This is a genomic window from Mesorhizobium sp. M1088 (assembly GCF_040318575.1).
Classification (GTDB): domain Bacteria; phylum Pseudomonadota; class Alphaproteobacteria; order Rhizobiales; family Rhizobiaceae; genus Mesorhizobium.
Genome location: NZ_JAMYMO010000008.1, coordinates 81,842 through 106,159, shown reverse-complemented (window position 1 = coordinate 106,159; position 24,318 = coordinate 81,842). Strand labels below are relative to the sequence as shown.

The 24,318-nt window shown below is 63.0% G+C and carries 30 protein-coding genes; 19 read left to right on the top strand and 11 right to left on the bottom strand.

From position 1 onward, the window contains the following. Positions 1 to 9 precede the first annotated feature (9 nt). Complete coding sequence (locus NKH49_RS12810) at positions 10 to 1,521, top strand: tripartite tricarboxylate transporter permease (protein ID WP_352502656.1); 1,512 nt, start codon at positions 10 to 12, stop codon at positions 1,519 to 1,521. A gap of 28 nt (positions 1,522 to 1,549) precedes the next feature. Here the strand turns inward: NKH49_RS12810 and nth are convergent, their stop codons facing one another. Beyond that, on the bottom strand, positions 1,550 to 2,377 hold the full coding sequence (nth, locus tag NKH49_RS12805) for an endonuclease III (RefSeq protein WP_352926266.1): 828 nt from the start codon (positions 2,375 to 2,377) through the stop codon (positions 1,550 to 1,552). Positions 2,378 to 2,399: 22 nt separating this feature from the next. Here nth and NKH49_RS12800 point away from each other — a divergent pair, with 22 nt between their 5' ends. Next, positions 2,400 to 2,894 carry a DUF2244 domain-containing protein gene (locus tag NKH49_RS12800; RefSeq protein WP_023675281.1) on the top strand — a complete coding sequence of 165 codons (495 nt, stop codon included), beginning with the start codon at positions 2,400 to 2,402 and terminating at the stop codon, positions 2,892 to 2,894. 9 nt (positions 2,895 to 2,903) lie between these two features. Here NKH49_RS12800 and NKH49_RS12795 read toward each other — a convergent pair whose 3' ends face one another. Beyond that, positions 2,904 to 3,719, bottom strand: coding sequence for a class I SAM-dependent methyltransferase (locus NKH49_RS12795; RefSeq protein ID WP_352613029.1), 816 nt, complete (start codon positions 3,717 to 3,719; stop codon positions 2,904 to 2,906). Positions 3,720 to 3,834: 115 nt separating this feature from the next. Here NKH49_RS12795 and NKH49_RS12790 point away from each other — a divergent pair, with 115 nt between their 5' ends. The 6 genes from NKH49_RS12790 to NKH49_RS12765 all read left to right on the top strand — a co-directional run bounded on the left by NKH49_RS12790 (position 3,835) and on the right by NKH49_RS12765 (position 8,722). Then, positions 3,835 to 4,728: a methylated-DNA--[protein]-cysteine S-methyltransferase gene (locus NKH49_RS12790; protein ID WP_352453988.1), complete on the top strand. Its 894-nt coding sequence runs from the start codon at positions 3,835 to 3,837 to the stop codon at positions 4,726 to 4,728. A 116-nt stretch (positions 4,729 to 4,844) separates the two neighbouring features. Continuing rightward, positions 4,845 to 5,753, top strand: a complete 909-nt coding sequence (locus NKH49_RS12785) for a ribokinase (protein ID WP_352926264.1) — start codon at positions 4,845 to 4,847, stop codon at positions 5,751 to 5,753. A 6-nt stretch (positions 5,754 to 5,759) separates the two neighbouring features. Beyond that, the gene (locus NKH49_RS12780) at positions 5,760 to 7,220 is read left to right on the top strand and encodes an amidase (RefSeq protein WP_352613033.1); all 1,461 of its coding nucleotides are present in this window, start codon (positions 5,760 to 5,762) and stop codon (positions 7,218 to 7,220) included. 103 nt (positions 7,221 to 7,323) lie between these two features. Then, positions 7,324 to 7,938: a LysE family translocator gene (locus NKH49_RS12775; protein ID WP_352613035.1), complete on the top strand. Its 615-nt coding sequence runs from the start codon at positions 7,324 to 7,326 to the stop codon at positions 7,936 to 7,938. Positions 7,939 to 7,990: 52 nt separating this feature from the next. Further along, a complete protein-coding gene (locus tag NKH49_RS12770; protein ID WP_352613037.1) occupies positions 7,991 to 8,359 on the top strand; it encodes a hypothetical protein in 369 nt (122 codons plus the stop codon). Between the two features lie 3 nt (positions 8,360 to 8,362). Next, positions 8,363 to 8,722, top strand: coding sequence for a hypothetical protein (locus tag NKH49_RS12765; RefSeq protein WP_352613039.1), 360 nt, complete (start codon positions 8,363 to 8,365; stop codon positions 8,720 to 8,722). Between the two features lie 9 nt (positions 8,723 to 8,731). Here NKH49_RS12765 and NKH49_RS12760 read toward each other — a convergent pair whose 3' ends face one another. Beyond that, on the bottom strand, positions 8,732 to 9,673 hold the full coding sequence (locus NKH49_RS12760) for a nucleoside hydrolase (RefSeq protein ID WP_352469434.1): 942 nt from the start codon (positions 9,671 to 9,673) through the stop codon (positions 8,732 to 8,734). 144 nt (positions 9,674 to 9,817) lie between these two features. Here NKH49_RS12760 and NKH49_RS12755 point away from each other — a divergent pair, with 144 nt between their 5' ends. Both NKH49_RS12755 and NKH49_RS12750 read left to right on the top strand, forming a co-directional pair. Next, complete coding sequence (locus tag NKH49_RS12755; protein WP_023675270.1) at positions 9,818 to 10,243, top strand: Hsp20 family protein; 426 nt, start codon at positions 9,818 to 9,820, stop codon at positions 10,241 to 10,243. A gap of 63 nt (positions 10,244 to 10,306) precedes the next feature. Continuing rightward, positions 10,307 to 10,564 (top strand): BQ00720 family protein, encoded by a 258-nt coding sequence (locus NKH49_RS12750; protein ID WP_023675269.1) that lies wholly within the window; start codon positions 10,307 to 10,309, stop codon positions 10,562 to 10,564. Positions 10,565 to 10,656: 92 nt separating this feature from the next. Here NKH49_RS12750 and ptsN read toward each other — a convergent pair whose 3' ends face one another. From ptsN to lptC, 6 genes are all read right to left on the bottom strand, one after another. Further along, positions 10,657 to 11,121: a PTS IIA-like nitrogen regulatory protein PtsN gene (ptsN, locus tag NKH49_RS12745; RefSeq protein WP_023675268.1), complete on the bottom strand. Its 465-nt coding sequence runs from the start codon at positions 11,119 to 11,121 to the stop codon at positions 10,657 to 10,659. A 59-nt stretch (positions 11,122 to 11,180) separates the two neighbouring features. Beyond that, entirely contained in the window at positions 11,181 to 11,765 is a 585-nt protein-coding gene (hpf, locus tag NKH49_RS12740; protein ID WP_352613042.1) for a ribosome hibernation-promoting factor, HPF/YfiA family, read from the bottom strand. Between the two features lie 291 nt (positions 11,766 to 12,056). Then, positions 12,057 to 13,583, bottom strand: coding sequence for an RNA polymerase factor sigma-54 (rpoN, locus tag NKH49_RS12735; protein ID WP_352926261.1), 1,527 nt, complete (start codon positions 13,581 to 13,583; stop codon positions 12,057 to 12,059). 197 nt (positions 13,584 to 13,780) lie between these two features. Next, positions 13,781 to 14,599, bottom strand: a complete 819-nt coding sequence (gene lptB / locus NKH49_RS12730; protein ID WP_292664962.1) for an LPS export ABC transporter ATP-binding protein — start codon at positions 14,597 to 14,599, stop codon at positions 13,781 to 13,783. Continuing rightward, a complete protein-coding gene (locus tag NKH49_RS12725; protein ID WP_292664963.1) occupies positions 14,599 to 15,207 on the bottom strand; it encodes an LptA/OstA family protein in 609 nt (202 codons plus the stop codon). Before NKH49_RS12725 ends, lptB begins: the two co-directional genes overlap by 1 nt. Then, positions 15,194 to 15,907 carry an LPS export ABC transporter periplasmic protein LptC gene (gene lptC, locus NKH49_RS12720; protein ID WP_352502649.1) on the bottom strand — a complete coding sequence of 238 codons (714 nt, stop codon included), beginning with the start codon at positions 15,905 to 15,907 and terminating at the stop codon, positions 15,194 to 15,196. The genes NKH49_RS12725 and lptC overlap by 14 nt, the downstream gene beginning before the upstream one ends. 306 nt (positions 15,908 to 16,213) lie before the next feature. On the opposite strand from lptC, the gene sppA reads away from it, so the two are divergent. The 4 genes from sppA (at position 16,214) to lhpI (ending at position 18,918) form a co-directional block, all read left to right on the top strand. After that, positions 16,214 to 17,170, top strand: a complete 957-nt coding sequence (gene sppA, locus NKH49_RS12715; protein ID WP_352502648.1) for a signal peptide peptidase SppA — start codon at positions 16,214 to 16,216, stop codon at positions 17,168 to 17,170. An 81-nt stretch (positions 17,171 to 17,251) separates the two neighbouring features. After that, complete coding sequence (locus NKH49_RS12710) at positions 17,252 to 17,536, top strand: integration host factor subunit beta (RefSeq protein ID WP_023675261.1); 285 nt, start codon at positions 17,252 to 17,254, stop codon at positions 17,534 to 17,536. Positions 17,537 to 17,583: 47 nt separating this feature from the next. Continuing rightward, positions 17,584 to 17,916, top strand: coding sequence for a LapA family protein (locus NKH49_RS12705; RefSeq protein WP_352613047.1), 333 nt, complete (start codon positions 17,584 to 17,586; stop codon positions 17,914 to 17,916). Positions 17,917 to 17,949: 33 nt separating this feature from the next. Further along, positions 17,950 to 18,918 carry a bifunctional Delta(1)-pyrroline-2-carboxylate/Delta(1)-piperideine-2-carboxylate reductase gene (lhpI, locus tag NKH49_RS12700; RefSeq protein WP_352502646.1) on the top strand — a complete coding sequence of 323 codons (969 nt, stop codon included), beginning with the start codon at positions 17,950 to 17,952 and terminating at the stop codon, positions 18,916 to 18,918. An 88-nt stretch (positions 18,919 to 19,006) separates the two neighbouring features. Here the strand turns inward: lhpI and NKH49_RS12695 are convergent, their stop codons facing one another. Both NKH49_RS12695 and NKH49_RS12690 read right to left on the bottom strand, forming a co-directional pair. Further along, positions 19,007 to 19,375 carry a VOC family protein gene (locus tag NKH49_RS12695; RefSeq protein ID WP_352469426.1) on the bottom strand — a complete coding sequence of 123 codons (369 nt, stop codon included), beginning with the start codon at positions 19,373 to 19,375 and terminating at the stop codon, positions 19,007 to 19,009. An 86-nt stretch (positions 19,376 to 19,461) separates the two neighbouring features. Beyond that, positions 19,462 to 20,145 carry a helix-turn-helix transcriptional regulator gene (locus NKH49_RS12690; RefSeq protein ID WP_352468341.1) on the bottom strand — a complete coding sequence of 228 codons (684 nt, stop codon included), beginning with the start codon at positions 20,143 to 20,145 and terminating at the stop codon, positions 19,462 to 19,464. A 107-nt stretch (positions 20,146 to 20,252) separates the two neighbouring features. Between NKH49_RS12690 and NKH49_RS12685 the strand changes: the two genes are divergently transcribed. The 5 genes from NKH49_RS12685 to acuI all read left to right on the top strand — a co-directional run bounded on the left by NKH49_RS12685 (position 20,253) and on the right by acuI (position 24,296). Next, positions 20,253 to 20,738, top strand: a complete 486-nt coding sequence (locus tag NKH49_RS12685; protein ID WP_352613050.1) for a DUF1772 domain-containing protein — start codon at positions 20,253 to 20,255, stop codon at positions 20,736 to 20,738. Positions 20,739 to 20,826: 88 nt separating this feature from the next. After that, entirely contained in the window at positions 20,827 to 21,888 is a 1,062-nt protein-coding gene (locus tag NKH49_RS12680) for an RsmD family RNA methyltransferase (RefSeq protein ID WP_352613052.1), read from the top strand. Next, complete coding sequence (locus NKH49_RS12675; protein ID WP_352613054.1) at positions 21,889 to 22,752, top strand: TrmH family RNA methyltransferase; 864 nt, start codon at positions 21,889 to 21,891, stop codon at positions 22,750 to 22,752. Positions 22,753 to 22,778: 26 nt separating this feature from the next. Next, positions 22,779 to 23,255, top strand: coding sequence for a signal peptidase II (gene lspA, locus NKH49_RS12670; protein WP_352454178.1), 477 nt, complete (start codon positions 22,779 to 22,781; stop codon positions 23,253 to 23,255). Between the two features lie 51 nt (positions 23,256 to 23,306). After that, positions 23,307 to 24,296: an acrylyl-CoA reductase (NADPH) gene (acuI, locus tag NKH49_RS12665; protein WP_352613056.1), complete on the top strand. Its 990-nt coding sequence runs from the start codon at positions 23,307 to 23,309 to the stop codon at positions 24,294 to 24,296. Positions 24,297 to 24,318: the final 22 nt, after the last annotated feature.

The following is a 24,318-nucleotide window of genomic DNA, read 5'->3' as shown; positions in this document are numbered from 1 at the left end:
GGAGATGAAATGGAACTCCTCAACAATCTCGCACTCGGCTTTTCGACGGCCACATCTTTGGCAAACCTCGGTTTCTGCCTGATCGGTGTCCTTCTCGGCACGCTGATTGGTGTCCTGCCCGGTATCGGCGCCACCGCAACCATTGCCATGCTGTTGCCGATCACCTTCCAGATCGGCGATCCGGTTTCCTCCCTGATCATGCTCGCCGGCATCTATTACGGCGCGCAGTATGGCGGCTCGACTACCGCTATTCTCATCAACATGCCCGGCGAATCCTCGTCGGCCGTCACCGCCATCGACGGCTACCAGATGGCCAGGAAAGGCCGCGCCGGGGCGGCACTGGCGACCGCGGCGATAGGCTCGTTCTTTGCCGGCACGGTGTCGACCTTCCTCGTCGCCATCTTTGCCCCGCCGCTGACGGCGATAGCGTTGAAATTCGGTGCTGCCGAGTATTTTTCGCTGATGATTGTCGGTCTGGTCTCGTCCGTCGCGCTCGCCCACGGCTCGATCGTCAAGGCGCTGGCCATGGTCGTGCTCGGCCTGCTGCTCGGCCTTGTCGGCACCGATATCTACACCGGTACACCCCGTTTCACGCTCGGCATCCGCGAATATGCCGACGGGCTGAATTTCGTCGCAGTGGCGGTCGGTGTCTTCGGCGTCGCCGAGATACTGCGCAACCTCGAAAACGAGCATGAGCGTTCCGTGCTGATCCGAAAGATCTCCGGCCTTATGCCGACCCGCGAAGATTTTCGGCGCATGGCGGCTCCCATCGTGCGCGGAACGATCATCGGTTCGGCGCTCGGCATCCTGCCGGGAGGCGGCGCGATCCTTGCCGCCTTTGCCTCCTACACCGTCGAAAAACGTGTCTCGAAAAATCCCGGGGAATTCGGCAAGGGCGCCATCGAAGGCGTCGCCGGACCGGAATCGGCCAACAATGCCGGCGCCCAAACCTCCTTCATCCCGATGCTGACGCTCGGCATTCCGGCCAACCCGGTAATGGCGCTGATGATCGGCGCTATGATCATCCAGGGCATCGTGCCCGGCCCCAATGTCGCCATCGAACAGCCTGCGCTGTTTTGGGGTATCATCACCTCGATGTGGATCGGCAATCTGATGCTGATCATCTTGAACCTGCCGCTGATCGGGCTTTGGGTGAAACTTCTTACCATCCCCTACTACGTGCTCTTCCCGATCATCATGGCGTTCTGCTCGATCGGCGTTTACAGCGTCAACACCAACGTCTACGACCTCTATGCCGTCGCCTTCTTCGGCTTGCTTGGCTACCTCCTGACCAAGCTGCGCTGCGAACCTGCGCCGCTGCTGCTCGGCTTCGTGCTCGGCCCGCTGCTCGAGGAAAACCTGCGCCGCGCCATGATCCTCTCGCGCGGCGATCCGAGCACCTTCGTGACGCGGCCGATCAGCGCCAGCCTGCTCCTCATCGCGCTTGCCGTGCTCGTCATCGTGTTTCTCCCCGCGGTCAAGAAGAAGCGCGAGGAGGTGTTTGTCGAAGAGAGTTCCTGAACGTGGACGGCGCCACATGCGAGGAACTTCACAGTCGCTTGCCGGGCACTGACTCAGTAGCCGCTTCTCCTGGCCCGAGCGGCGCGATCTCCACCAGCGGTGCAGGCACGCTGGTCGTCTTTTCCTTGGCCTTGCAGATATCGGCGATGACGCAGGCCGGGCAATCCGGCTTGCGCGCCTTGCAGACATAGCGGCCGTGCAGGATCAGCCAATGATGCGCGTGCCGCATATATTCATCCGGAATGATCTTCAGGAAACCTTGCTCGACCTGTTCCGGCGTCTTGCCCGGCGCCAGGCCGAGCCTGTTACCGATGCGGAAGATGTGCGTGTCGACCGCCATCGTATGCTGGCAGAATGCCACATTGAGCACGACGTTGGCGGTCTTGCGGCCGACACCCGGCAGCTCGACCAGTTGATCGCGATCCTCAGGCACCTCGCCGCCATGGTCGCGGATCAGCGCCTCCGACAGCGCGATGACGTTCTTGGCCTTGTTGCGCCATAGCCCGATGGTGCGGATATGGTCGCCGAGCTTGGCCTCGCCCAGCGCCAGCATCTTTTGCGGCGTGTCGGCAATTTTGAACAGCGCCCGCGTCGCCTTGTTGACGCCGGCGTCCGTCGCCTGAGCCGAAAGCACCACCGCCACCAACAGCGTGAAGGCGTTGATATGTTCGAGCTCGCCCCTCGGTTCCGGCCGCTGAACGGAAAAGCGCCGGAAAATCTCATGCACCTCGGCCGCGCTGTAAAGCGCCCGCGATCTTGCGGGCCGCGGACGCCGCTTGGCGTTCGAGCCGTCGCGGCGGCCGGGCAACAGGTCTTTTTTTAGCGCAGAAGAGTTTTTGGGCTTGGGGCTTGTCATTGCCTTCCTATAATATTCCCCAATGAGCGACACAAACGCCTCATTTCAGGCCGACGAGCCATTTTTCCAGGCGCTGCTGACACCGCACCGGTCGCTGGGCAAGACCGGCTTTGCCATACTGATGGGCGCCCTGCTGTTCGGCTGGCTGGTGACCGGAGCTTTTTTTCTGTCGCGCGGCGCCTGGCCGGTGTTCGGCTTCTTCGGCCTCGACGTGATCGCCGTCTACATCGCCTTCCGCGCCAATTATCGTGCCGCCCGGGCTCGCGAGGAGGTATCGGTGTCGCGCACCAGCCTCGACATCCGCAAGACTGCCCCGTCAGGCAAATCGGAAGCACACCGCTTCAATCCGTTCTGGGCGCGCTTTTCGATCGCCCGCCACGCCGAGATCGGCATCACCAGAATGGCGGTCGAGGCGCAAGGAAAAACCGTCTCGATCGGCGGCTTTCTCAACCCCGCCGACCGCGAGAGTTTTGCCACCGCATTTTCGCGCGCTCTGGCAGCCGCCAAGGCGCGCTGAGCCAGCGTTTCAGAACCGATAGCGCAACAGCCTGCCGATCTTGCGCAATGCTGGAATGTATTTCCAAAGGCGAACAAACAGTTTCGCGAACCAGCGCATGCGAGCGGCATGTTCCGGCTTATAGGCAGGGATGTCCTCGACGAACCGCAGCTTCGGAACGGCTCGCTCCAACTCATGCGGGTTCTCGATGCTCCAATGGACCTCGGCACCGGTGGCGCGGAAGGAGAAATTGAGGCGAATGATCTTCAGGCCCAGGCGACTATAGGCATCGAAAACCAGTTCGCCGCTCGAAAGATGTCCCACCAAACGAGAAAACAGTTGCTGCCCCTCTTCGGCGCCCAGGTAGGGAGTCAGGCCTTCCGCCACGACTATGGCCGGGCGATCCCGAGGTACTTCGTTCAGCCATCGCGGTTCGGTGACCGACGAAGCGATCAGGTGGTAGTGATCCCGCACGGGATAGAGCTTGCGCCTGAGGTCGATGACTTCGGGATAGTCGACGTCGAACCAGTCCACGCCGGCTGGCGGATCGATACGGAATACGCGCGTATCGAGCCCACACCCGAGATGCAGTACGATGGCGTCAGGATTTCGGGCGAGAAAGTCCTGAACGCAGACGTCCAGCGTCTTTGCCCTGATTGCTAGACCGACGCCGAGATTGTTGTCGACCTTGAGCCGTGAGAAATCATAGTCGATGTTGCGCACCGCCTCGTCGGCAAAGTAGTCCCTGAGCAGCGAATTGGGCAGCCGGCTCTCCAGCGCCTTGCCGTAAAGTGTCAAAAGCAAAGTCTCCTTTGCCCCGGTCAGGTTTACTTTTTCACCAGCCACGACCGTCCTCCCCATTCAAAGCCCAGCTCTATCTGGGTACATGCCGCGGGAAAGCAAGTTTCGGGTGGTGATCGGCGCCGCGAAGGACGATATTCGCACTCAAGGAGATACTGCCATGAACGCCCAAATGCCTCTCAAAACGACAGCAATCCTTCAGAAAGACATCACGCCTGAAGGTGGAGACTACGAAATCGTCCGTCGTGCCATCGAAAAGATCAGCCTCGACTATCGCGACCAGCCTTCGTTGGAAGTGCTGGCCGAGGAGGTCGGCGAGACGCCGACCGGGCTGCAGAAGCTGTTCACCCGCTGGGCCGGCCTGTCGCCCAAGGCTTTTCTGCAGGCCGTCACCCTCGATCATGCGCGCAAGCTGCTCGATGCCGGCATGCCGCTGCTTGAAACCTCGTTCGAACTCGGCATGTCCGGCCCAGGCCGGCTGCACGATCTGTTCGTCACCCACGAAGCGATGTCGCCGGGCGATTACAAGACCCGCGGCGCAGGGCTCACCATCCGCTACGGCTATCATATCTCGCCTTTCGGCATCGCGCTGATCATGGTGACGGACCGCGGCCTTGCCGGCCTCGCCTTCAACGACCCCGGCGGCGAGCGTGCGGCCTTTGCCGACATGTCCAGCCGCTGGCCGAATGCGACCTATGTCGAGGACATGGCGGCGACGGCACCCTATGCCGCGCGCATCTTCGATCCGTCGCTGTGGCGCGCCGACCAGCCGCTGCGCGTTGTCATGATCGGCACAGACTTCCAGGTCCGTGTCTGGGAGGCCTTGCTGCGCATTCCGATGGGCCAGGCCTGCACCTATTCCTCGATCGCCGCGCGCATCGGCGCACCGAGTGCCAGCCGGGCTGTCGGTGCCGCGGTCGGTGCCAATCCGATGTCCTTCGTCGTGCCGTGCCACCGGGCTCTCGGCAAGTCCGGCGCACTCACCGGCTACCATTGGGGTCTGACCCGCAAACGCGCCATCCTCGGCTGGGAGGCGGGACAGGTCTCTTCTTGAATAGCCAACGAATGGAACGATTGGAGCGATGCAAGGACCGCTAGGGTGACAAGCAGCGATCTTACGGAGTAGCTTCCCGCGCAATTAGAGTGGTATGCGCTAGCGGGAGGCACTACTTGATCGTCGTCATCGGCTCCATCAATCTCGATCTCATCGCCAGTGTCGACCGCTTGCCCGGTCCCGGCGAGACCGTGCGCGGCTCCGGTTTCGCTACTGCCCCCGGCGGCAAGGGCGCCAACCAGGCGCTGGCCGCCGCCCGCGCCGGCGCCAAGGTGCGCATGGTCGGCGCGGTCGGCAAGGACAGCTTCGCCAGCGACGCTCTGGCGCTGCTGCGCGACGGCAAGATCGACCTGTCCGGCGTCGGCGAGACCTTTGCCTCGACCGGTACCGCGTTGATCATGGTCGGCGCCGACGGCGAGAACGTGATCGCCGTTGTGCCGGGCGCCAATGATTCGGTCGTGCCGGGTGACCTTTCCAAGGCTTTCGTAAAAAACGGCGACGTCGTGCTGCTGCAACTGGAGATCCCGCTGCAGACCGTCGAGGCAGCACTCGACGCGGCAAGCACGGCCGCCGCGATCACCGTGCTCAACACCGCACCTTTCCATGGCGACGCGTCCGGCTTCCTCGGCAAGGCCGACTATCTCGTCGCCAACGAAACCGAGTTCGACCTCTATGGCGAGGCGCTGTCGTTGAATGGCCGCGACCGCCCGGCACGGATGCGCGACTATGCCGCGAGAACCGGCCGCACCATCGTCGTCACGCTTGGCTCGGACGGCGTTCTGGCGGCAACGCCGGACGATCTCCTGATGGTTCCGGCGCTGAAGATCACCCCGCTCGACACGGTCGGTGCCGGCGACACGTTCTGCGGCTATTTTGCAGCCGGGCTGGCAGCCGGCCTGCCGCTCGACCAGGCGCTAGCCCGCGCTGCCGCAGCCGGTTCGCTGGCCTGCCTGAAAGCCGGTGCACAGCCGGCCATCCCGCTGGCCAGGGACGTCGATGCCGCCCTGCAGAAATCTGCAGGCTAAAGCGGGATGACAGCCATGCGCCCGACGACGAAGCACGCGGTGCCGCCCGCCGGCGACATCTGCCGCCTGTCTGCCGTGGCGCTTGCCGGGAAGATCAGGCGCCGGCAGCTTTCGGTGCGCGAAGTGGTCGCGGCATTCCTCGACAGGATCGAGGCGGTGAACCCGCTGGTCAACGCTATCGTTTCATTGCGTGAGCGTGCCGACATCCTGCGCGAGGCCGACAGCGCTGACGCTCATCTGGCGCGAGGTGGAGATACCGGATCGCTGTTCGGCCTGCCGATCGCGATCAAGGATCTTGCGCTGACAAAAGGCCTGAGAACCGCCTTCGGCTCGCCGATCTTCGCCGATTTTGTGCCTGAGGAAGACGACTTCTTCGTCGAGCGCGTCCGCAAGGCCGGCGCGATCATCATCGGCAAGACCAATGTTCCCGAATTCGGGCTCGGCTCCAACACCTACAACACCGTGTTCGGACAGACGCTCAACGCATTTGACCCGGCGCTGACCGCCGGCGGCTCGAGCGGCGGTGCGGCGGTCGCGCTGGCGCTCGACATGGTTCCCGTTGCCGATGGCAGCGATTTTGGCGGTTCCCTGCGCAATCCCGCTGCCTACAACAATGTCTATGGCTTCCGTCCATCGCAGGGATTGGTGCCGGCCGGCCCAGACCTTGATGTGTTTCTTGCGCAAATGGGCGTCGAAGGGCCGATGGGGCGTAACGTGCGTGACATGGCGTTGCTGCTCGACGTTCAGGCCGGCTATCATCCTCGCGCGCCGCTGTCGCATGATAAGCCAGGCTCGTTCCTCGAAGGGCTGGACGCACCGGCGGCCGGCGGGCGCATCGCCTGGCTCGGCGATCTCGACGGCCATCTGCCGGTTGAAGCAGGCATTCTACAGCTTTGCGAGGCAGCACTCGGCCGGTTCGCGGATGTATCCTTCGAGGCCGAGCCGCTGATGCCGAAATTCGACTTCGAAGCGCTGTGGCAAGCCTTTGTAACGCTTCGCCAGGCGAGCAGCGGTTGTGCGCTCAAGGCGCATTACGACGATCCCTCGAAACGCAGCCTGCTGAAGCCGGAGGCCGTGTGGGAGGTGGAACATGCACTGCGCCTCACCGCGCCGCAGATCCACGCCGCCACGGTGAGGCGCTCGTCCTGGCACCGAATGCTGCTATCGCTCTTCGAGCGTTTCGACCTGATTGCGCTGCCAGCCGCACAGGTCTTTCCCTTCGATGTCGTCACCCACTGGCCAAGGCAAGTGGCCGGGCGTGCCATGGACAGCTATCATCGCTGGATGCAGGTTTCAGCGTTCGCCACGCTGGGCGGCTGCCCGGCGATCAATGTGCCGGCGGGCTTCGACGCCAGGGGCAGGCCAATGGGCATGCAATTGATCGGGCGGCCGCGCGGTGACCTCTCCGTGCTGAGGGCGGCTGCCGCCTATGAGACAACGCTGCCATGGCAGGCCGGCGCCTGCTGAAATCAACTCCGCATTGTCGGCGCCTCGCCGGCTTGCACGCAACTCATCGCCATGCATTGATCGCGACAGCGCGCCGCACGAGCGGCATCTGTGGAGGGAAAAAATGTCGTTGGAACTCTACGCCACCTATGTCGTCGCCTGCATCGTCATCATCCTGGTGCCGGGGCCGACGGTGACGCTGATCATTGCCAACAGCATCCGCCACGGCTCGCGCGCCGGGTTCGCCAATGTCGCCGGCACCCAGGCCGGGCTGGCCATCATGATCGCCATCGTCGGCATCGGATTGACTTCGCTGATCGCCGGCATGGGCCACTGGTTCGAGTGGGTCCGGCTGATCGGCGCCGCCTACCTGATCTGGATGGGCGTGCAGATGTTCCGCTCGAAAGGCAAGCTGAACGCCGACGGAACGGCAAAAAGGCCGCGTGGCGGCTTCTTCCTGCAAGGCCTGCTGGTGGCGATCAGCAATCCAAAGACGCTAGTGTTCTTCGGCGCCTTCTTTCCGCAGTTCATCGCTCCCGAAGGCAATTACGCATTACAGATCGGCGTCATGGGTCTCACCGCGATGATCTTCGCCGCAGTCTCGGATTCGACCTACGCGCTGGCCGCCGGCCGCGCCGGACGCCTGCTGTCGGCCGGCCGCATCAAGCTCTTGTCGAGCATCAGCGGCAGCTTCCTGGTCGGCGGCGGCCTGTGGCTGGCCTTTTCCAAGGCGAAGTAACGGCCGCGAGCCCGGCGACGCCAACAGCAACATCCTGGAATAGGAAGGCCGATTGAAAGTCGGCCATCAGGCCACCACATGGATCGACAGTTGGGGATTCATGTCTATGCCGTGGACTTACGCGGATTTGAAAAGGAACGCGTTTGGCGTGATCCTGTTCATCGCTTTGTTCGCGGCGATGGTTCCGTCGGCTCTGAACAAGTGGGCGAATGACGCAAGTCCGATCCGATCGGTCGACCCGGTCGATGCAACGATCGAAAGTGGACAGGGTAAAGGGCGCAATATCCAATATCTGCTGGTCCTTGAGAACGGTTCGACGGTCCTCGTTTACGACGACCTCCCGCATCTGATCGGCTCGCGCGTAGGCATCGAGCGCGTCACGCGCGACAATGGCTTCGTCTTTTACCGGTTTGCAAATTGAACCATGGCAAGAGCCCGGCTGGCCTTCACCTTGTTGATACTGCGGGAAAACCTCCGGGGCGTCATTATCACCAGCCTTGTGGTGGGCGTCTGCATTTTGGCAATCGGTGCACTGATTGCAAGGCGGAGCAGCCCCGTCGTCGATGTGGAGCGCGTGACAGGCACGGTGGTTAACGTCCTCAATGCTGAAGGGGCGGTCGGTGACGGATTCCGCTATCTCTATGGAATCCGTCTCGAAGAAAGTAACCTCCTGGTGTTCGTGTATGGCGACCCGCGCGCGCCGCGCGCCATCGGCTCGCAAGTTTTGATCGAGCGACAGCATCGCATGAACGACACCGAAACGTATCGTCTGCTTCGGGAATGAAAGACGGCCCTAAAGCCGCCCCAGCCTTTCCAGCAACAGCGCGAAAAACGCATCATGGTCGATGTCGCGCATCACCATGGCGTTCTTCGGCCGCTTGGTCACCCCCCACCAGTCGATCACCGTCATGCCCATGGTGAGCTCCGAGGCGGTTTCCACGCTGACATTGCAGTTGCGCCCCTTGAACAGCTTCGGCTTCAGCAGATACGCGATCACGCAAGGATCGTGCAGCGGGCCGCCGTCGGTACCGTATTTCTCCTCGTCGAAACGTTCGAAGAATTCCAGCATGTCCGCGGTGGCCGTGCCGACCCTGGTGCCGAGCTTGCGGAAGGCCTTCGTACGCTTGGCGGTGGTCAGCGCCTTGTGGGTGACGTCGAGCGGCATCATCACGATCGGAATGCCGGATTTGAACACGACATCGGCAGCATGCGGATCGACATAGATGTTGAACTCGGCGGTCGGCGTGACGTTGCCGCCCTCGAAGAAGCCGCCGCCCATCAGCACGATTTCCTTGATGCGCGGCGCGATTTTCGGCTCGCGGATCAGCGCCAGCGCAACGTTGGTGAGCGGCCCGAGCGCGCACAGCGTGATCGTGCCGCTCTCCTCGTTCATCAGCGTCTCAACGATGAAATCAACCGCATACTCGTCCTGCAGTTTCATCTTTGGTTCGGGCAGTTGCGGCCCGTTGAGGCCGGTCTTGCCATGCACTTCCTCGGCGGTGACGAGTTCGCGCGCCAGCGGCCGGATGGCGCCTGCATAGACCTTGACGTCCGGCCGGCCGGCCAGCTCGCAGATCTTGCGGGCGTTTTTTTCGGTAAGTTTCAGCGGCACGTTGCCGGCCACCGCGGTGATGCCGACGATCTCCAGCTCGGCGCTGCCCAGCGCCAGCAATATGGCGACGGCATCGTCCTGGCCGGGGTCAGTGTCGATGATGATCCTGCGGGATTGGGGCATTTCAATTCCTTGTTTTGGCAAGTCTTTTTGGGCGGGACGTGTGACGGCTTGAAGTCTGCCGGGCGGCGGACCATATCAAGACCATTGGGAAAAATGCCATCCGGGTTTTTCCACTTTATGTCGCTCTTGAGAGGACACTGTAACATGAGCCGAATGACGCCTTTTTCCAGCCCGCTTCTCCTCGGTTTCGATTCCATGGAAAAGACGCTGGAGCGGTTGGCAAAGTCCGGTGACAGCTATCCTCCCTACAACATCGAGCGCCTCAGCGGTGCCGACGGTAAAACCGAAAGGCTGCGTATCACGCTCGCCGTCGCCGGTTTCGCGGAAAGCGATCTCGATGTCACAACGGAGGAGAACCAGTTGGTCGTGCGCGGCCGTCAGAACGACGACACCGAGCGCGAATTCCTCCACCGCGGCATCGCCGCGCGCCAGTTTCAGCGCTGTTTCGTGCTGGCCGACGGCATGCGGGTGATTGCGGCGGAATTGAAGAACGGCCTTCTGTCGATCGATCTCGATCGGCCGGAATCCGAACGGCTGGTACGAAAAATAAACATATCGGTGAAAGACTGATTTTTGCCGATAGCTCTCATGCGGGATGGCCTTGAGCGGCATCTCGCGGCAAGGAGGCTTGAAATGACCAGAACTAACGAAAATATCATCATGACCAGCGGCGAATTCGCCCATCTCGGCGAAGGTTCTGTCGCCTATCTCAGGAAAGTGTCGAGCGACGATCTGCGCGGCCGTTTCCCGGGCCTCGGCGAAATCGCGCCCGGGCTGGAACTGTGGGCCCTGTTTGCCGCCAATGGCCAGCCGATCCTGCTTTCGGACGCTCGCGACCGGGCACTGGCTGGCGCGCTGGAAAACGATCTGACCCCGGTCGCTATCCACTAACGTCGTTATCCACTGACAAATACGGCGCAGAGATCTGGTTGGAAACGGACAGGGCCGCTCACGGCGGCACTTCAACGGATTTAATCAAAACCTCAGGCGGCGTGCGAGGCCTGTGTGTCCGACAGCAGCGCGTGGATGGCTACGGCGTCGCGCGTGCCCCTGATCTTGGCAACCGTGTCGGCGTCGCGCAGCACCCGCGCAATGCGCGACAGCGCCTTGAGGTGGTCGGCGCCGGCGCCTTCGGGAGCCAAAAGCAGAAACACCAGGTCGACCGGCTGATCATCGAGGGCCTCGAAGTCCACCGGTGTCTCCAGCCGGGCAAAAACGCCGGCGATCCGCTTCACCCCGGCCAGCTTGCCGTGCGGAATGGCGATGCCGTTGCCGACGCCGGTGGAGCCGAGCCGCTCGCGCTGCAGGATGGTGTCGAACACCTCTCGCTCCGGAATGCCGGAAATCGCCGCCGCCCTTTCGGACAGCAATTGCAGCAGCTGCTTTTTGGAGTTCGCCTTCAACGCCGGCATGATTGCCGGAACGCTGACGAGATCGCTCAGATCCATGCTTGAAATCCCTTGTTCGCCTGCCGTCGCCAGTCCCCACGCTCGCGTGCGGCTGGTTTTTACCCCTGCGCGACCTTGGCCGTGGACGGGTCGATCCAGCCAATATTCCCGTCCGGCCGGCGATAGACGATGTTGAGATGGTCGTTTCCGGCATTGCGGAAGACCAGGACCGGGCTGTCCTTGGTGTCGAGTTCGATCACTGCTGACGCCACCGACATGGTCCGCAGCGTCATAGTCGATTCGGCGACGATGGCCGGCGCGAAATTCTCCGGTATGTCCTCCTCGTCGTCGGCAAGCGGCGCCATCACCGTATAGGCGACGTCGGTGACCTCGCCGTTGCTATTGCCTGAATTGTGCGACTTCAGCCGGCGCTTGTAGCGCCTGAGGCGTGTTTCCAGACGGTCCGCCGCAGTATCGAAGGCAAGCGTTGGATCCTGGGCATCGCCGGTCGCCTGCAGCGAAGCACCGGAGTCCAGCCGGATCATGCAATCGGCCGTGTAGCGCGACCCCGATTTGACGACGACGATTTGCCCTGAAAAGCCCCGATCGAAATATTTCCCGATCACTTCCCCGACACGGTCGTTGATGCGCGTACGGAACGCATCGCCGATATCCATGTGTTTTCCCGATATGCGCAGTGTCATCTGAAAACTGACCTTCCTTGCTCAGGCTTCAAACTGTCCCGAGTTTATACTCGTGGTCCGCGCGCACAAGCTTTTGCGGCGTCACTTGCGCCGATTTTAGATCCGAACTTTCCGGTTGATCACAAGCCGCCTTCTTGGCCGTCCCGTGGCCTACATCGTGACGGACCATCTCTCGTGCGGGCATCGGCGAACTCAAATTCACTCGCCAGCCCGTCCCATGCGGGCGGGCTTCTAGCCACTTCGTCGCCGCTTGTCAATGAAGGGCGAAAGCTGTGGAAATTCCGCCGGAGATCAACGGCCGGCGCTGGCCAAAGCGCGTTTTTCGCGCCGCCGCTGCACCGAAGAGGGTATGTTCATGCCTTCCCGGTATTTGGCCACCGTGCGCCTGGCGATGTCGACGCCGCATTCCCGCAGCATGTCCACGATCGCATCGTCGGAAAGCACATCGATGGCTTTCTCCTCGTCGATCAGCTGCTTTATGCGGTCGCGCACCGCTTCCGACGAATGCGCATCGCCGCCACCTGACGAAGCGATCGAGGCGGTGAAGAAATAGCGCAGCTCGAACACACCGCGCGGCGTCAGCATGTATTTGTTTGCCGTGACCCGGCTGACCGTTGATTCGTGCATGCCGATGGCGTCCGCCACCGTGCGCAGGTTGAGCGGCTTCAGGTGCCGCACGCCGTGGACGAGAAAAGCGTCCTGCTGGCGCACGATCTCGGAGGCCACCTTGAGAATGGTCTTCGCCCGCTGGTCGAGGCTGCGCGTGAGCCAGTTGGCGTTCTGCAGGCATTCGGCGAGGAAATCCTTTTCCGCCTGGTTTTTCGCATGTGGCGTGACCTGGGCGAAATAGATGTGATCGACCAGCACGCGCGGCAGCGTCTCGGCATTGAGCTCGACCGTCCAGCTGCCGTCATTGGCTGCGCGCACCTCGACGTCGGCCACGATCGCATCGCTGGCACCGCGCGAAAACGCCATTCCCGGCCGCGGGTCGAGCGCCCGGATCTCGGCCAGCATGTCGAGCAGATCCTCCTCGTCGACGCCGCAAATCCGCTTCAGCGTCTGGAAATCGCGCCGTGCCAGGAGTTCGAGATTGGCGATCAGCGCCTTCATCGCCGGATCGAGCCGGTCGCGCACGGCCAGCTGCAGCAACAGGCATTCGGCGAGGTCGCGGGCGAATATGCCGGCGGGCTCGAATGTCTGGCAGACCGCCAGGACCCTTGCCACCGCCGTGGCGTCCGTGCCGAGGCGGGCGGCGATCTCGGCCATGTCGGCACGCATGTAGCCGGCCTCGTCGAGGCCGTCGGCAAGCTCGCCGGCGATCAGGCGCGCCGCCGGATCGGCAAAGGCGAGCGCCACCTGCTCGCCGACATGGTCGCGCAGCGTGATGGCCGCCGCCGCCATATCCGCGACGTCGAAGCCGTCGGAGGAAGAGGTGGAACCGTTGCCGGACGCCGATTTCCATTGTGCCGTCAGGTCGGGCCCGAGCCGCTCGCTCGTACCAGGATCATCGGGAAACAGGTTTTCCAGCGATGTATCGAGCTTTTCCGAGATCGCCTCGGCGCTCCACGCCGTTTCCGCCTCGAACCAGTCGCCGTCGGCAGCCGGTTCCGATGCGGCGTCGCCCTTCTGCGCCTGGTCGCTGGCGGCGTCCTCCTGCGGTTCGGCGCGTTCCAGCAGGGGATTGCGTTCGATCTCGTCGTCGATGAAGCGTTCCAACTCGAGATGGGTGAACTGCAGCAGGCGGATCGACTGCATCAGCTGCGGCGTCATCACCAGCGACTGCGACTGTCGTAGCTGTAGTTTTGCCGCCAACGCCATGGTTCGGTTTCAAACGCTCCGTCTACGCACCCGCACTGCTGGAAGGAATTTTCCAGGCCAGCATAGAAACTGGCCCGGCTTTTGCTTGTCAAGGCGAGGAGCGGCAAAACTCGCCTGCCGGCACGTTTTCAGGCAGAAAATTGAAGAAAAAGCTGCTGGACTACGCCGGAAATCCCGCTCGAGCCGGAATTTCGCACTTAGAGCGTAAATCCCTCGCCGAGATAAAGCCGCCGCACATCGGCATTTGCGACCACTTCGTCGGCTCGACCATGGGTCAGCACCTGGCCGGCATGGATGATGTAGGCGCGGTCGATCAGGCCAAGTGTCTCGCGGACATTGTGGTCGGTGATCAGAACGCCGATGCCACGTGCCGTCAAGTGGCGCACGAGTTGCTGGATGTCGGCGACGGCGATCGGATCGATGCCGGCGAAAGGTTCGTCGAGCAGCATGTAGGCGGGGCGGGTTGCCAAGGCGCGGGCAATTTCGAGGCGTCGCCGCTCACCGCCGGAGAGCGACAGCGACGGAGCCTTGCGCAGATGGCTGATGTGAAATTCCTCGAGCAATTCGTCGAGCAGGCGCTCACGCTCCTTGCGGCTCTTTTCGACGACCTCGAGCACGGCCCGGATGTTTTGCTCGACATTCAGGCCGCGAAAAATCGACGCTTCCTGCGGCAGATAGCCGATGCCGAGACGGGCGCGGCGATACATCGGCATCGACGTGACGTCGAAACCGTCGATTTCGATCGTGCCTTCATCGACCGGCACCAGGCCGGTTACCATGTAGAAACAGGTCGTCTTGCCGGCGCCGTTGGGGCCGAGCAGCCCAACCGCCTCGCCGGCGCGCACGCCCAGCGTCACGCCGCTGACGACTTTGCGGCCCTTGTAGCTTTTGGTCAGGCCCTTGGCGATCAAGGTTCCCTTGAACTTTGCCGCTTCGACGGTGACCCTGGCCGGTGCCGCAAGTTTGCTGGCGGCGCGCCCTGGAAGACGCGCCAGCAGCGACGATATACCGGTCATCAGGGTTTCGCTGCTCCAGACTTCGCCGGCGGCGTGATCGACATCATGACGCGGCCGCCGCAAGCGTCGACCTGGGCAAGGCCGCTCTTCATCTGCACGGTAAGCTTGCAGCCGACAAGCACGTTATCGCCTTGCGAGAGCACGACCTTGCTGCCCGAAAGCACCAGCACTTCGGTCTTCATGTCGAAGGTGCCGCGGTCGCCGGTGGCAACCTGATTGTCCGATTTGATGTAGACCTTATCGTCGACCTCGAGATGGTCGATGTTGGCGGATCCGGTCATCGCCGCGGCACCCGCGGGCTGGGCGCCTTTAGCGGCGCCTGCATCCCTGACGTAATAGACCGTCATTTTGCCGGCCTTGAGCACGGTTGGACCCTGGACGACGTTGACGTTGCCGGTGAAGACGGCGACGCTTTCCGCCTGGCGCACCTCGAGCTTGTCGCTTTCGATCTGGATAGGCTTGTCGCCCGACAGCCTGAGGCCGGACATTTGGCTGGTGGCACTGGATTGCGCCAGCGACGGCGCCGTCCCGAAGGTCAGCCCCAAGGGCAACCCGAGCGTCAACGCCGAAATCGCGGCGAGGCGCCGTGCCGAACTACTGAACCGCATTGGTCTCTCCGCTCTTTGCCTCTGCCGCCTTCAAACTGGCGGGATCGATGTCGACGCGCACCTTGTTCTCGAAAACCAGGACCTTGCCATTGTCCTGGACCGACATCGAATCCGCCCTGATCCGCGACCCGCCGCGGCTGACATCGACGGGCTCGCTTGTCTTCATAGTGCCTTCGCCCATGTCGAGATAGACTGATTTGAATTTTGCCACCACACCATCCGTGGTCGACACGGTCACATCGCTGGTCAGGCTGAGCGTGTTGCCGTCGCGATCATAGGTGCCGTGCGTGGCATCGATGGCGGCCGTGTTGTCGGTCGCAATCGGCAGCTTGGCCTTGATGCCCTCCAGATCGATGATGCCTTGTTTGCTGACATCCTGTATGGCGCGCAGGGCTGTCATCGAATAGGGCAGGTTCTGTTTGGTGAAGCCGTTGAGCTTGGGGTTGGCCATCACCAGCTTGCCATCGGCAAAGGCGCCGCCGTCGGCCTGCACCTCGATTGCAGCGGGAGCCATGAGATAGGAATAGACGGGAAACGCGACCGCAATCACGGCAGCGACCAGCGGCACGGCCAGCTTGAGGACACGGACCCGGCGCGAATGACGCTGCGCAACGTCAAACGCGTCGACCCGCGCCCGGCCTGCGGCCTTGGGAGCCAACTCCGTCTCGGTGTTGGTCGGTTCGATTGGTCCCGCTAACATGACTGCTTCTTCTAAACCCCTGCCCGCCAGGCCGCCCTATAGGTGGGGTGCCGGCGCCCTCAAGCAAGCACAAGCCGAGGAAAACCGCAAAAATGTGACAGCCGCCCCTGTACAATGAAAATGGCCCCAGCGCAGCCTGTACCTCATACCAGATATGGGCGCACAGTGTTAGAGCCTGTGGAACGTGACAGGTTGAGGCTTGCCGCGAATGCCTAACGGCCTTTGGCGCAAGGCCGTCAGGAAACGGTAGCCGGGCGCGAATGGTTGCTTTAAAAGCATCTGCTCCCACCGACTACGAGGCTGACCATGGTATTGAGAGCCGACGACCTGATCGACCGCCGCCGCTTGCGCCGCAAGCTGACATTCTGGCGTGTTGCGGCGATTATCGTCGCAGCAGCCGGACTGATCGCCTTCTCGGCATGGATCTATGGTGACGACTTCACCGGCGCGGCTGTCGACCACATCGCCAAGGTCAAGATCGAAGGTACCATCACCGAAGACGAAGAACTGATCAAGCGGCTGGAGGCAATCCGTCAGTCGCCGCGCGTCAAGGCTGTGATCCTGTCGATCGATTCACCCGGCGGCACCACCGTCGGTGGCGAATCGATCTATGAGGCAGTGCGCAAGCTTGCCGCCGAAAAGCCGGTGGTGGCCGAGGTCGGCACGCTCGCGGCTTCGGCGGGCTATATGATCGCCACCGCGGCCGACCATATTGTCGCACGCAAATCCTCGATCGTCGGCTCGATCGGCGTGCTGATCCAGTACCCGGATGTCAGCGGCCTCATGGACAAGCTCGGCGTCAAGCTGGAGGAGGTGAAATCCTCGCCCTTGAAGGCATCGCCTTCTCCCTTCAAGCCGACCAATGACGATGAGCGCGCCATGGTCCGCAAGCTCATCCTCGACAGCTACGACTGGTTCGTCGGCATCGTCGCCGAGCGCCGCAACATGACCAAGCCGGAGGTGCTGGCGCTCGCAGACGGGTCGATCTTCACCGGCCGGCAGGCGGTCACCAACAGATTGATCGACGCGGTCGGCGGCGAGGCCGAAGCAATCGACTGGCTTGCAGGCAAGGGTGTCGATGCCAAGCTCAAGGTGGTGGAATGGAAGGACACGGAAAAACGCGGCGGTTTCCTGTTCTCCAAAGCGATGGCGCAGACCGTCGGTGCTGCGCTTGGCCTGGCCGGCCATGACGGCGACGTCCTTCACGAAATTGGAGCGGACCGCTTGTTTCTTGACGGTCTCGTTTCCGTCTGGCACCCTTGAGGAACCGCTTGGGACGAGTGAAAAACCAAATAAAATCATTCTGATAATTTCGGCGGCACTGCTTTTACGGGGAGCCTTTTCATGATCAAATCCGAACTTGTGCAGATCATCGCCACGCGTAATCCGCATCTTTTCCTGCGCGACGTCGAAAACATTGTCAGCGCCATCTTCGATGAAATCACCGACGCGCTTGCCGAGGGCAACCGGGTCGAGTTGCGCGGCTTCGGCGCGTTTTCGGTGAAAAATCGCCCTGCCCGCACCGGCCGCAACCCGCGCACCGGCGAATCCGTAGAGGTCGAGGAGAAATGGGTACCGTTCTTCAAGACCGGCAAGGAATTGCGTGAAAGGCTGAACGGAGGCAAGTAGGCGCCGCGCCCGCCGTCCCGCTCCGATAGCAGTCCCTACGGAAAAACATGTTCAATCGCTTAATCCTCATCGTGGTCTTCGTGCCGCTGGCCATCATCCTGATCGCGCTGGCCGTTGCCAACCGCGAACCGGTCGCCTTCACGCTCGACCCGTTCAATCCGGGCAACCCGGCGCTGACGCTGACCTTGCCGCTGTTCATATTCCTGTTCCTTGCCCTTGCCATCGGCATGATCGTCGGCAGCCTGGCGACCTGGATCAAGCAGGGGCGCTATCGCAAGCTGGCGCGCCAGCGCGGTGCCGAGGCCGAGAATCTGCGCCAGGCGGTAAGCCGCGCGCCTGCCGCGCCTCGGGGCCCGGCTTTGCCGAAGCCGACAAACTGAAGCGTCTTTGACATATCTTTCGCGGAGCCTTTCATGCTGACCATTTCGGCCGCCGAGGTCGACAGCGCGCTGACCTTTCCCGGCCTGATCGAGACGCTCCGCGCCGCCTTTCGCGACGGCGCCGTACAGCCGGTGAGGCACCATCATACGATAGAGCGGCCCGACGGCGCCGCTTCAACGCTGCTTTTGATGCCGGCCTGGACCGACTTCAACACGGCTGGCACCTCCGCCGGCGGTCACATCGGCATCAAGATCGTCACCGTGTCGCCCGACAACAACGCTGTCGGCAAACCCGCGGTGATGGGCCTTTACCTCTTGCTCGACGGCACCACCGGCGAGCCGCAGGCCATGATCGACGGCCAGCGGCTGACGCAGTGGCGCACGGCCTGCGCCTCGGCGCTGGCCGCCTCCTACCTGGCCCGCGAGGACGCCTCGCGGCTGCTCGTGGTAGGCGCCGGCGCGCTGTCGCCGTTCCTGGCGAAGGCGCATTCGGCTGTGCGGCCGATCACCAGCATCCGCATCTGGAACCGCACGCCGGCCAATGCCGAAAAGGTCGCTGCAAGATTGCGTGCGGAAGGTTTTGCGGCCGAAGCCGCAGGCGATCTCGACGCCGAACTCGGCCAGGCCGACATCATTTCCTCGGCGACCATCACCACCGAACCGCTGGTCAAGGGCGCCTTGTTGCGACCCGGAACGCATGTCGACCTCGTCGGCGGCTTCACTCCGGCGATGCGCGAAAGCGACGACGACACGGTTGCGCGGGCCCGCGTCTATGTCGACACCCGCGCCGGCGCCACCAAGGAAGCCGGTGACATCGTCCAGCCGCTGGCCTCCGGCGTGTTGAAGCCGGAAGCCATCGTCGCCGACCTTTATGAACTCACGCGCGGCCAGAAAAAAGGCCGGCAGAACGACGACGAGATCACGCTGTTCAAGTCGGTCGGCGCAGCCCTCGAGGACCTCGCCGCCGGCATTGGCGTGTATCGCGCAAGCGTAGGGCAGTAGGGCAGTAGGGCAGTAGGAAACCGCACTGATCGTGCGGCGCCGCGCCAGCTATATTTCCTGTCACGTACTCCCCTACTGCCCTACTGCCTTACTCCCTTTGCCAATAAACCCGCAGCCGATGATTGTCGGGATCGAGCGCGACGAAGGTCCGGCCGAAATCCATGTCGGTCGGGCTCTGCAGGATTTTCAGACCCCGTCCGGCCCAATCGGTGTAGGTGGCATCGACCGCCTCCGGCGTGTCCAGCGCAAAGACGATCTCGGCGCCACCGCCTGCTGCCGCGGCGGCCGGTTCCACGGTGTGACGCGACCAGAGGCCGAGCTTGAAGCCGTTGTCGAGCACGAACAGCACGAAGGTCGGCGAGGTCTCGACCGGCTGCCGCCCAAGCAGCGCGCTATAGAAGGCGCCGCTTTGCTCAGGCTTGTCGACATAGAGGATGACGAAATTGGGCGGTGTCATGAATTGCTCTCCAGATCGTTTCGACTGGAGGAGCATACCGTACGCCACTGCCAGATTCTGGCAGCAGTCTCAACTGAGCAGCAGCCTTAGCTTGGCGTGTCGAGCGTCGCCCGCCATTCTTTGAGCAGCACCTGACGGCGGCGCGGATAGCGCATCTCGGTGGCATTGAGGCCGGATATCCGGTCGGCGCGAAAGTGCCTGAAATCCTGGCGCATCTCGCACCAGGCCGCGACGACGCGCACCTTGTCGAAGAAGCCGAGTGCGAACGGCCAGACGGTGCGCTCGGAGGCAGCGCCGCCGGCGTCGCGATAGACAAAGCTCAGCTTACGCTCCTCGCGGATGGCCTGCCGCACCACGCCGAGATCGATGCCTTCGGTGACCTCGGTGCGCGACCCGACCAGCAGCGTCGAGGCGTCGAGCTCTTCGCGCAAATCGTCCGGCAGCACCGCCGCGATCTTGGCCAGCGCGTCGGTGGCGGCGTTCGCAAGCCGCCAGTCCGGCTGCTTGGCCACCCAGCGCGAACCGAGCACGATCGCCTCGATCTCCTCATCGGTGAACATCAAGGGCGGCAGCATGAAACCGGGCCTGAGCACGTAACCCAACCCCGCCTCACCCTCGATCGGCGCGCCCTGCCCCTGCAGCGTGGCGATATCGCGATAGAGCGTGCGGATCGACACACCCATTTCGCCCGCAAGGCTGCGGCCGCTGACCGGCCGGCGATGCCGGCGCAGGATCTGGATCAGGTCGAGCAGGCGTTCAGCACGGGACATGAATCATGACCTGGTTTCAATCACGATAGAGCCCCAGCGCTTTCGGCGGCAAGCGACATGGGTGGCGGACGGGAACGTCTGCGTCCTGACGCCGTTGTCTGGCCACTATGGATATGCGCGGGTTCCTGTTGTTCTGGTCGGTTTTGACCGCCATCGTCGCTGCGCTCAGCCTCGGACCATCCTTCGCCCATGTGCTGGAATCGGTGCCGCGGCTGACCAGTTGGCCGCCTTCGCTCTGGCGTGAAACCACTGTCTTCAACGCTGAGTTCCAATTCTTCGCGGTTGTCGGCGCACCGCTGGACGTGGCCGCGATCGCCTGTCCGGGGCTTCTCGCCTGGATGCTGCGCAGCGACCGCCCGGCATTCTGGTGGATTTTGGCCGCCACCGTGCTTTATCTGATGGCCCTCGTGGCGTGGTTTACCCTGATCAAACCGGCAAACGATGTCCTGGCCACCTGGGTGCCTGGACCGATCCCGGACAATTTCGAAAGTATCCGGAGCAGTTGGGAAACCGGCCATATGGTCGTCACCGGCTTCAAGGCCGTTGGTTTCATAGCGCTCGCAGTCGGCCTGCTGGCGATCAGGCGCGGCTGATCCGGTTGCACACGTCGGCAGCCCTTTTGTTGCGCCGGTCAATGTGCTGTGGCAGAAGCGGCGAGCCGCCGTCCGGAGATGCGCCTTCTTGAAACCTTTTCGCGACAAACGCCGCGACAGCCGCCCGCCCCCGAAGGGCGGGGCGGAGCAGCCGCGGCGGCGCTACGCCGGCCTGACCGCCGGTTCGGAGCCTAAACTGCAGGACCGGTCCGAGCCGAAAGCCGCGCCGCGCCCTCTATCCCGTCGCGATGGCGTGCTGCCTGCCGAACATCTGCCGCTGATCCTCGAGGTCGGCCCCAATCAGGACTACGCGTTGCTCGACAGCGGCGCCGGAGAAAAACTCGAGCAATACGGCCCCTACCGCATCGTTCGGCCGGAGGGCCAGGCGATCTGGCAAAAGGCTTTGCCGGCCAGGGACTGGGAGCGCGCCGACGCCATTTTCACCGGCGATACCGACGAGGAAGGCATCGGCCGCTGGCGCTTCCCCAAGACGCCGCTCGGCGAAACCTGGCCGATGAAGCATGACGGCATAGATTATCTCGGCCGCTTCACTTCGTTTCGCCATGTCGGCGTCTTTCCCGAGCAGGCCTCGCACTGGGACCACATGGCCGGACTGATCGCGGCGGCAAAACGGCCGGTGAAGGTGTTGAACCTGTTCGGTTACACCGGCCTTGCCTCCTTGGTGGCGGCGCGTGCCGGCGCCGAGGTCACCCACGTCGATGCTTCCAAGAAGGCGATCGGCTGGGCGCGCGAAAACCAGGAAATGGCGGGCTTGTCGCAAAAGCCGATCCGCTGGATCGTCGACGATGCCGTGAAATTCGCCGAGCGCGAGGAGCGCCGCGGCAGCCGCTACGACATCATCCTGTTCGACCCGCCCGCCTATGGCCGCGGACCGAAGGGCGAGGTCTGGCAGCTGTTCGAGGACCTGCCGGCGCTGACCGATATCTGCCGCGCGATCCTGACGCCGAAGCCGCTCGCCGTGGTACTGACCGCCTATTCGATCCGCGCCTCTTTTTTCGCCATCCATGCCCTGATGCGCGACACCTTCGCCGGCATGGGCGGCACGGTCGAGTCGGGTGAATTGATCATCCGCGAGAAGTCTGCCGGTCGGGCGCTTTCGACCTCGCTGTTCTCACGCTGGGTGGCCTGAATGAGTGCGTACGAACGGCACGCGGGCGCGCCAGGGCAGGTGAAGGAAGTCACCAGCCTCGCCAACCCGCTGGTCAAGGACATCAAGGCGCTCGCGCTGAAGAAATTCCGTGACCAGCAGAATGCCTTCATGGCCGAAGGCCTGAAGCTGGTCATCGACGCGCTCGATCTCGGCTGGTCGATCAGGACATTGGTCTTCGCCAAGGCCGGACGTGGCAATACGGCGGTTGAAAAGATCGCGGCGCGCACGGTCGCCGCCGGCGGCACCGTCCTTGAAGTTTCGGAAAAAGTGCTCGTCGCCATCACCCGCCGCGACAATCCGCAGATGGTCGTCGGCGTGTTCTCGCAGAAATTCCTGCCGTTGAAGGACATCCGCGCCCGTGACGGCGACGTCTGGGTGGCGCTCGACCGCGTCCGCGACCCCGGCAATCTCGGCACCGTCATCCGCACGGTCGACGCTGTCGGGGCCAGGGGCGTCATCTTGGTCGGCGAGACCACCGATCCCTTTTCGGTCGAAACGGTGCGCGCCACCATGGGCTCGATTTTCGCCGTGCCGGTCGCCAAGGCGTCGCCCGAAGCTTTTCTCGCCTGGCGATCGAGCTTTCCCGGCCTCGTCGCCGGCACCCATCTGAAAGGTGCGGTCGACTACCGCTCGGTCGATTTTTCAAAAGGCCCGGTGCTTTTGATGATGGGTAACGAGCAGCAAGGTCTGCCTGACGAGCTTGCCGCAAGCTGCGACAAACTGCTGCGGATACCGCAGGCCGGCCGCGCCGATTCGCTCAACCTTGCGGTGGCCACCGGCGTCATGCTGTTCGAGATCCGGCGCGGCGCGCTGAAGCTCGGCCCGGAGGACGCCAGATCGTGACATCTCAAACCGTGAAACTGCAAACCATGAAGTCCTGGAGGCCGTATGCTCTTCTGGTCGTCGCCGCGATAGCGCTCGACCAGTGGGTGAAATACCTAGTCGAAACCGGTCTTGCCTTTCAGGAACGGCTCGACCTTCTTCCGTTCCTGGCGCTGTACCGCACCTACAACACCGGCATCGCGTTCTCGCTGTTTTCGTCCTTCGGCGACACCGGCCTGGTGGTCGTCGCGGTTCTGGTGGTCGCTTTCGTGCTCTATCTTGCGGCCCGCACGCCGCCCGGCCACCTGCTTGCCCGCATCGGCTTCGCACTGATCGTCGGCGGCGCGCTCGGCAACCTGATTGATCGCGCAATCTACGGTCATGTCATCGACTATGTCCTGTTCCATACGCCGGTCTGGTCCTTCGCGATCTTCAACCTCGCCGACGCCTTCATTTCGGTTGGTGCGGTGCTGGTCGTCTTCGACGAACTCATTGGCTGGCGGCGCGGAGCGTCGAGCGATTGACCTCACTCGCCTGGCGCCGCACATTCTGATCTGCAAGCCCGAGGAGAAAAAATGCCCGAAACCTTCAAAGCCATCCTCGTTTCGCGCGACGCCGAGAAAAACCAGTCGGTCGCGGTGACCGAGCTTGCCGAGGCAGACCTGATGGAGGGCGACGTCACCGTCGCGGTCGAGGCGACGACGGTGAACTACAAGGACGGTCTTGCAATTACCGGCAAGGCGCCGGTGATCCGCCGCTGGCCGCTGGTGCCGGGCATCGATTTCGCCGGCACCGTCATCTCGTCTTCCAATCCTGGCTGGCGCAAGGGTGACAAGGTCATATTGAACGGCTGGGGCGTCGGCGAGACGCATTTCGGCGCCTTTGCAGGGCGCGCCCGCGTCAAGGGCGACTGGCTGGTGCCGCTGCCGGACGGCATGAGCCCGCATGATGCGATGGCGGTCGGCACCGCCGGCTACACCGCCATGCTTTGCGTCATCGCGCTGGAGCGGCACGGCATCGTGCCCGACCGCGGCCCGGTGGTGGTGACCGGCGCTGCCGGTGGCGTCGGCTCGGTCGCGGTCTCGATCCTGTCCAGCCTCGGCTATCACGTCATTGCCTCGACCGGCCGTGCTGCCGAAAGCCCCTATCTGATTGACCTTGGCGCCGCGGAAGTGATTTCACGCGACGAGCTCACCCAGCCCGCAAAACCGCTCGCCAAGGAACGCTGGGCCGGCGGCGTCGATGCGGTCGGCAGTCACACGCTGGCCAACGTTCTGTCGATGACCTCCTATGGCGGCGCCGTCGCCGCTTGCGGCCTCGCCGGCGGCATGGACCTGCCGGCAAGCGTCGCCCCCTTCATCCTGCGCGGCGTCTCGCTGCTCGGCATCGATTCGGTGATGGCGCCGAAGGCGGTCCGACTCGAGGCCTGGCGCCGCATCAGCGCCGATCTCGACCACGCAAAGCTTGCCAGCCTGTCGACGAGCATCGGCTTCGACGGCATCATCGGCGCCGCGCATGACATCGTCGAGGGCAAGATCCGCGGCCGCGTGGTGGTGGACATGTGAGCCCCCAAGGATAAAAAAGAGA